Here is a 6,286-nt window from a genome sequence, read left to right as displayed (position 1 = left end):
GAACGGGGCAGCGAGGGGGGACGACGTGGCGACGGACGAGGGGACGGCGCGCCCGCGCAACTCGGTGCTCGACGAGCTGGCGGCGGCGCTCGGTATTCCGACGACGGCGTTCTTCGCCACGCTCGACGAAGGGGATCGGATCGCCGAGAGCCTCACCCTGCTGCGCCTGTGGGCCACCCTCGATCAGCCCGGGCAGCGTCGGGAGCTTCTGGACCACCTCCGCCGGATGATCGACGGGCCGCCGCCCGGCTGAGCCGGGCGGGCGCGCCTTTGCGCTCCGGGAGGATCAGTCGGCGTGATGCTCGGCGATGTAGCGCCCGAGCGCCCCGGCCGCGTTGAGCATGTGCGCCCGCATGCGCCGTGCCGCCGCCTCGCCGTCGCCCTCGGCGATCGCGGCCAGGATCGCGCCGTGCTCGGCGTGGGAGCGGCGGATGCGGTCGCCCTGGCGCAGCTGCGTGCGGCGGAAGGCCGAGAGCCGGGTGCGGATCGCCAGCGCCTGCTCGGCCAGGAACCCGTTGTGGGTGGCCGCGTAGAGCCCCTCGTGGAACTGGCGGTTCAGGCCGTCGTAGGCGTCGAGGTCGCCGCCCTCGACCGCCGCGCCCGAGCGCCGGTGCAGCTCCATCAGGGCGCTGAGCTCGAGCGGGCGCATGCGGTGGGTGGCGAGCCGCACGCACAAAGCCTCGATCTCGGCGGTGGCCTCGAACATGTCCATGATCCGCTCGGGCGTCATCCGGGCGACGACCATGCCGCGGCGCGGGCGCTGCTCCACGAGGCCGCCGAAGGCGAGCTGGCGCAGGGCCTCCCGCACGGGGGTGCGCGAGGCGCCGAAGCGGTCGGCCAGCGTCTGCTCGTCCAGGGTCGTGCCGGCGGCGAGCTCGCCCGCCGCGATCGCATCCGTGAGCGCGTCGCGGATGCGATCGGAGATCAGCGCCCGCTCCTCGGTCTCGTGGCCCGCGTCCATGGCTCTCCCGCCCCGCGAAGCCGGGCTCAGCCGACGATCGCCCGCACCGTCAGGAACAGCACCGACGGGCCGACGAGGCAGCCGATGCCGGTGTGGAAGGTCGCGGTCAGCGCGCCGTAGGGCACGAGCTTGGGATCGGTGGCGGCCAGGCCGCCGGCCACCCCGCTGACCGTGCCCATCAGCCCGCCATAGGCCATGGCCGAGCGCGGGTTGTCGAGGCCGATCAGCTTGGCGACGAGGGGCGTGCCGACCATCACGCCCACCGCCTTGGTCACGCCGGTGGCGATCGAGAGCGCCATCACCGTCGAGTCGGCGCCGAGCGCCGCGCCGGTGACCGGGCCGACGATGTAGGTGATCGCGCCCGCGCCGATCGTCGTGATCGAGACCGCGTCGTGGTAGCCGAAGGCGACCGCGGTCAGCGTGCCGACGAGGAAGGGCAGCAGCGTGCCGAGCGCCAGCGCCAGCACGCCGACGAGGCCGGCCCGGCGCGCCTCGATCACGTCGACCTCGAAGGCGGTGGCGACGATGGCAAAATCGCGCAGCATGGCCCCGCCCATCAGCCCGATCCCGGCCAGCGCCGGGATGTCGGCCAGGCCCTTCTTGCCGCCGGTGAGCACGCCGCCGAAATAGGCGAGCACCAGGCCGAGCACGATGGCGATGGCCGAGCCGTGCACCCGCCCGTTGGTGAGCCGCCGCGCGGCGACGTTCGAGACCAGGATCAGCGCCCCGACGACGGCGAAGGCCGCAACCAGGCTCTGCTCGACGAAGACGTGCTCGAGGCCGTGCCACAGGCCGCTCATCGCGTCCGCCCCGCCGGGATCGCCGCGGCGTCGGCCCGCGCTGCCTCGGGTTCGCCGCCGATGACGGCGCCGCCGTGCTCGACTTCCGGACCGCCCGGGTCGCGGCCGCCGATGCGGCTGAGCAGCGCCACCGCGGCGAAGCAGATCGCCAGGGAGCCGAAGGCGGCGATGATCACGATCGGGCCGCCGCTCACCGCGGCGACGACGTTCTGCTGGGCGGCCATCGCGACGACGATGGGAATGTACATGCCGCCCCAGAACTCGACGCCGAACTTGACGTTCTTGCTCAGGCGGCCGTGGCGCATCAGCCAGACGCGGGCGACGATCAGCAGGATCATGGCGATGCCGACCCCGCCGACATTGGCCTTCACGCCGAGTGCGATCCCGAGGAGATCGCCGAGATACACGCCGATCAGCGTGCAGGCGGCGAGCAGCGCGACGCCGGCGATGATCATGGCCGCAGCCTCCCGTGCGGGGCACTCCCGATCGGGCCGGGCGATGGTTGAGGAGGCGCGATGGCACGGGGCATCCGGCGTATCCGTCCCGATTTCGTGATTCGTCTTCGTTGCCACTGAGTATGCAAAATATTGACAGATCGGCAAGCTGGTATACGATCATGTGATCGAACGGATCATTCGCATACAAATTGCTGTGTCTAATCCGCGATCGCATGCCGACAGCGTGCGGGCGGATCGACGGTTTGGGGATCGGGATGACGGACTGGCGCAGGCAGAGGACGGCGCGGAAAGCGCGGATCGCGGCCGGCCGCGCCCACGCCGACGGCAAGGTCGTCGCGGCCGCCGACGTGGTCGACCTGCTCGAAGCCGTCCTGCGCCCGGGCGACCGGGTCTGCCTCGAAGGCGACAACCAGAAGCAGGCCGACTGCCTGGCGCGCGGGCTGAGCGCCTGCGACCCGGACAAGGTGCACGGCCTGCACATGGTCCAGTCCGGCATCGTGCTGCCGGAGCATCTCGACGTGTTCGAGACCGGCATCGCCAAGCGCCTCGACTACTCGTATTCCGGCCCGCAGGGCGCCCGCATCGCCAAGATGCTCTACGGCGGGCAGATCGAGCTCGGGGCGGTGCACACTTACCTCGAGCTGTTCGCGCGCTACTTCATCGACCTCACGCCGAACGTCGCGCTGATCGCCGGCGTCTCGGCCGACCGGGCCGGCAACCTCTATACCGGCCCCAACACCGAGGACACGCCGACGGTGGTCGAGGCCACCGCGTTCAAGAACGGCGTGGTGATCGCGCAGGTGAACCAGATCGTCGAGACGGTGCCGCGGGTCGACATCCCCGGCGACCGGATCGACTTCGTGGTCGAGGCCGACACGCCGTTCTACGTCGAGCCGCTGTTCACCCGCGACCCGGCCGCCGTCACCGAGACGCAGATCCTGATGGCGATGATGGCCATCAAGGGGATCTACGCCGAGTACGGCATCCGCCGGCTCAACCACGGCATCGGCTTCGGCACCGCGGCGATCGAGCTGCTGCTGCCGACCTATGGCGAGCGGCTCGGGCTGAAGGGCCGGATCGCCACCAACTGGGCCCTGAACCCGCACCCGACGCTGATCCCGGCGATCGAGGCGGGCTGGGTCGAGCAGGTGCACTGCTTCGGCTCGGAAGTCGGCATGGACCGCTACATCGCCGCGCGGCCGGACATCTTCTTCACCGGCGCCGACGGCTCGCTGCGCTCGAACCGCGCCTTCTGCCAGACAGCGGGGCTCTACGCCTGCGACCTGTTCATCGGCTCGACCCTGCAGATCGACCTCATGGGCCACTCCTCGACCGTGACGACGAACCGCGTCGCGGGCTTCGGCGGCGCGCCGAACATGGGCTCGGACCCGCACGGCCGCCGCCACCCGTCCGACACCTGGATGAAGGCCGGGCGCGAGGCGCAGCAGACCGGCGACCCGGCGCTGATGCGCGGGCGCAAGCTCGTGGTGCAGCTCGTCGAGACCTTCGGCGACAAGCTCGTGCCGGCCTTCGTCGAGCACCTCGACGCCCTCGAGCTCGCCCGGACGATCGGCCTCGAGCTCGCGCCGGTGATGGTCTACGCCGACGACGTCACCCACATCGTCACCGAGGAGGGCATCGCCAACCTCCTGCTCTGCCGCAACGCGGACGAGCGCGAGCAGGCGATCCGCGGCGTGGCCGGCTACACCGAGGTCGGGCGCGGCCGCGACAAGGCCAAGGTCGAGCGCCTGCGCGCCCGGGGCATCGTCCGCCGCCCGGAGGATCTCGGGATCGAGCCGCTCGACGCCGACCGCAGCCTGCTCGCGGCGAAGTCGATCAAGGACCTCGTGCACTGGTCGGGCGGCCTGTACGAGCCGCCGGCCCGGTTCCGGAACTGGTGAGATGATCGGGCTGACAGAGCAGGCGCGGGACGCGGCACGCGACCCCCTCTCGCGTTCGGGAGAGGGGACCCGCGATCCCGCCGGATGGCATTGGGCGCAGGAGGACGATGTCACATGGAAACGATGACCTTCCGCCACACCACGAAAGGACCGCTCGCCGGCACCAAGCCGCAGGCGATCACCGGCGTCGTCGCGTCCGGCAACCTCGAGGTGCTGCTGGAGCGTGTGCTGCCGCCGGACCAATGCACCATCGAGATCGCGACGCCGGTGGTCGGCTACGGCGACGTCTGGGAGGCGGTGGCGGCCGACTTCGTGGCGCGGGCCCAGCCCGGCGGCCTGCGCATCGCGATCAACGACGGGGGCGCCCGGCCCGACACCGTGTCGCTGCGCCTGCTCCAGGGCGCGCGCCTGATGGAGACCGGCCGATGAGCTTGAGCTGGTACGAGGCCAGCGCCCGGCAGCGCGTCGCCGCGCTCGTCGACGCGGAGAGCTTCGAAGAGTTCGTCGGCCCGGAGCAGCGGGCGATGAGCCCCCACCTGCCGCTGTTCGACCTGCCCCGCGCCTTCGACGACGGCATCGTCGTCGGCCGGGGCAGGCTCGACGGCCGCACGGTCTACCTCGCCGCCCAGGAGGGCCGCTTCATGGGCGGCGCCTTCGGCGAGGTGCACGGCGCCAAGCTCGTCGGGCTTTTACGCGCCGCGGTCACCGAGACGCCGGAGGCCGTGCTGATCCTGTTCGACACCGGCGGCGTCCGCCTGCAGGAGGCCAATGCGGGCGAGACCGCCATCGCCGAGACCATGCGCGCCATCGCCGATCTGCGCCGCGCCGGCATCCCGGTGGTCGGGCTCGTCGGCGGCCGCGCCGGCTGCTTCGGCGGCGGCGGCCTGATCGCCGGAACCTGCTCGCGCCTCGCGGTCTCGGAGGGCGGGCGCATCTCGGTCTCCGGCCCGGAGGTGATCGAGACCAACAAGGGCGCCGAGGAATTCGACTCGAAGGACCGCGCCCTGGTCTGGCGCACCATGGGCGGCAAGCACCGGCGCCTCGCCGGCGGCGCCGACCGGTTCTGCGACGACACCGTGGAGGCGTTTCGCGCCGCCGCCCTCGACCTGATCGGCCGGGCGCCGGCCTTCGACCTCGCGACGCTCGAAGCGGAGCAGGCGCGGCTCGAAGACCGCATCGCGCGCTTCGGCGATTGCCGCGACGCCACCGAGATCTGGGCGCGCCTCGGCGTCAACGACCCGGCCGGCGTGCCGGCCCTGTCGGCGGCCGACTTCGACGGCCTCGTCGCCGGGCTCGAGGGGACGACACATGACGCTCGCTGAGATCCTGGCCTCGCTCTTCCCCGACGGCCACGCGGTCGCCGTCGCCGACGGTCTGATCACCGGCCGCGGGCCGCTGGACGGCCGCGACCTCGCGGTGGTCGGCGTCGACGGCGACACGCCGCTCGGGATCGAGGGCGCGCTGGCCCTTTCGGCCGCCGTGCTGGGGACGGTGCGGGCCGGCGGCGCCACGCCGATCCTCGTGCTCGTCGATTCCGACAGCCAGCGCATGAGCCGGCGCGACGAGCTTCTGGGGCTGAACGAGTGCCTGGCCCACCTCGCTAAGGCGCTGCTGCTGGCGGATGCGCAGGGCCACCCGACGATCGGCCTGATCTACGGCCACTCGGCCGCCGGCGCCTTCATCGCCACCGCCCTCGCCACCCGGGTTTTGGTGGCGCTGCCCGGGGCCAACCCGAGCGTGATGGACCTGCCCTCCGTCGCCCGCGTCACCAAGCTGCCGCTGGAGAAGCTCGAGGCGATGGCGAAATCCACCCCCGTCTTCGCGCCCGGCCTCGACAACATGGTCCAGGCCGGCGCGGTGCAGGCGGTGCTCGATCCCGCCAAGCCCCTCGGGCCGCAGATCGCGGCCCTGATCGGCGAGCCGCCCTCGCACGACGCTCGCGACGCCCTCGGCAAGGAACGCGGCGGTCGTCCCGTCGCCCACGACATCGCCGCGCGGGTGGTCGACGCGGCGCGCGCGTGACGACGCTTCGCCGCCACGACCTGTTCGTGGTGGCGCCCGAGGCCTGGGACCGGCTGCTCGCCGGGCGCTCCGACCTCGACGGCGTGCCGCATGTCGCGGCCTGGGCCGCCAACGGCTGGCCGGTGATCGTGCGGCGCCGTCATC

The 6,286-nt window shown here is 72.4% G+C and carries 8 protein-coding genes and 1 pseudogene; 6 read left to right on the top strand and 3 right to left on the bottom strand.

The genetic code is table 11. The annotated features are described in order from the left end of the window. The coding region (locus FV230_RS22820) for a hypothetical protein (RefSeq protein ID WP_210248652.1) at positions 1 to 253 on the top strand (253 nt) is incomplete at its 5' end. A 33-nt stretch (positions 254 to 286) separates the two neighbouring features. On the opposite strand, the gene FV230_RS22815 is transcribed toward FV230_RS22820, so the two are convergent. From FV230_RS22815 to madL, 3 genes are read right to left on the bottom strand one after another with little or no spacing between them, the layout of a single operon-like run. Then, positions 287 to 961 (bottom strand): GntR family transcriptional regulator, encoded by a 675-nt coding sequence (locus FV230_RS22815; protein ID WP_147844029.1) that lies wholly within the window; start codon positions 959 to 961, stop codon positions 287 to 289. Between the two features lie 26 nt (positions 962 to 987). After that, positions 988 to 1,752 (bottom strand): malonate transporter subunit MadM, encoded by a 765-nt coding sequence (madM, locus tag FV230_RS22810; RefSeq protein ID WP_147726535.1) that lies wholly within the window; start codon positions 1,750 to 1,752, stop codon positions 988 to 990. 5 nt (positions 1,753 to 1,757) lie between these two features. Further along, positions 1,758 to 2,216 carry a malonate transporter subunit MadL gene (gene madL / locus FV230_RS22805; protein ID WP_147844028.1) on the bottom strand — a complete coding sequence of 153 codons (459 nt, stop codon included), beginning with the start codon at positions 2,214 to 2,216 and terminating at the stop codon, positions 1,758 to 1,760. A 257-nt stretch (positions 2,217 to 2,473) separates the two neighbouring features. Here madL and mdcA point away from each other — a divergent pair, with 257 nt between their 5' ends. From mdcA to FV230_RS30955, 5 genes and pseudogenes are all read left to right on the top strand, one after another. After that, positions 2,474 to 4,120, top strand: coding sequence for a malonate decarboxylase subunit alpha (gene mdcA, locus FV230_RS22800; protein WP_147844027.1), 1,647 nt, complete (start codon positions 2,474 to 2,476; stop codon positions 4,118 to 4,120). A 114-nt stretch (positions 4,121 to 4,234) separates the two neighbouring features. Next, the gene (gene mdcC, locus FV230_RS22795; RefSeq protein WP_147726513.1) at positions 4,235 to 4,549 is read left to right on the top strand and encodes a malonate decarboxylase acyl carrier protein; all 315 of its coding nucleotides are present in this window, start codon (positions 4,235 to 4,237) and stop codon (positions 4,547 to 4,549) included. Continuing rightward, positions 4,546 to 5,442 carry a biotin-independent malonate decarboxylase subunit beta gene (locus tag FV230_RS22790; RefSeq protein WP_147726514.1) on the top strand — a complete coding sequence of 299 codons (897 nt, stop codon included), beginning with the start codon at positions 4,546 to 4,548 and terminating at the stop codon, positions 5,440 to 5,442. The genes mdcC and FV230_RS22790 overlap by 4 nt, the downstream gene beginning before the upstream one ends. Continuing rightward, positions 5,429 to 6,142, top strand: a complete 714-nt coding sequence (gene mdcE / locus FV230_RS22785) for a biotin-independent malonate decarboxylase subunit gamma (RefSeq protein WP_147844026.1) — start codon at positions 5,429 to 5,431, stop codon at positions 6,140 to 6,142. Before FV230_RS22790 ends, mdcE begins: the two co-directional genes overlap by 14 nt. Further along, positions 6,139 to 6,286 (top strand): annotated as a pseudogene (locus tag FV230_RS30955) (phosphoribosyl-dephospho-CoA transferase); the annotation flags it as partial. The gene mdcE and the pseudogene FV230_RS30955, both read left to right, overlap by 4 nt.

Source organism: Methylobacterium sp. WL6 (assembly GCF_008040095.1).
Taxonomy (GTDB): Bacteria; Pseudomonadota; Alphaproteobacteria; order Rhizobiales; family Beijerinckiaceae; genus Methylobacterium.
Note: the sequence above shows the minus strand (reverse complement) of the source record. Positions and strands in the feature narration are given on the sequence as shown.

What these genes read in the sequence shown, in the direction of transcription:
- FV230_RS22815 (WP_147844029.1), bottom strand. Translation starts at nt 961, where the DNA reads ATGGACGCGGGCCACGAGACCGAGGAGCGGGCGCTGATCTCCGATCGC.
- FV230_RS22790 (WP_147726514.1), top strand. Translation starts at nt 4,546, where the DNA reads ATGAGCTTGAGCTGGTACGAGGCCAGCGCCCGGCAGCGCGTCGCCGCG.
- mdcA (WP_147844027.1), top strand. Translation starts at nt 2,474, where the DNA reads ATGACGGACTGGCGCAGGCAGAGGACGGCGCGGAAAGCGCGGATCGCG.
- mdcE (WP_147844026.1), top strand. Translation starts at nt 5,429, where the DNA reads ATGACGCTCGCTGAGATCCTGGCCTCGCTCTTCCCCGACGGCCACGCG.
- madL (WP_147844028.1), bottom strand. Translation starts at nt 2,216, where the DNA reads ATGATCATCGCCGGCGTCGCGCTGCTCGCCGCCTGCACGCTGATCGGC.
- mdcC (WP_147726513.1), top strand. Translation starts at nt 4,235, where the DNA reads ATGGAAACGATGACCTTCCGCCACACCACGAAAGGACCGCTCGCCGGC.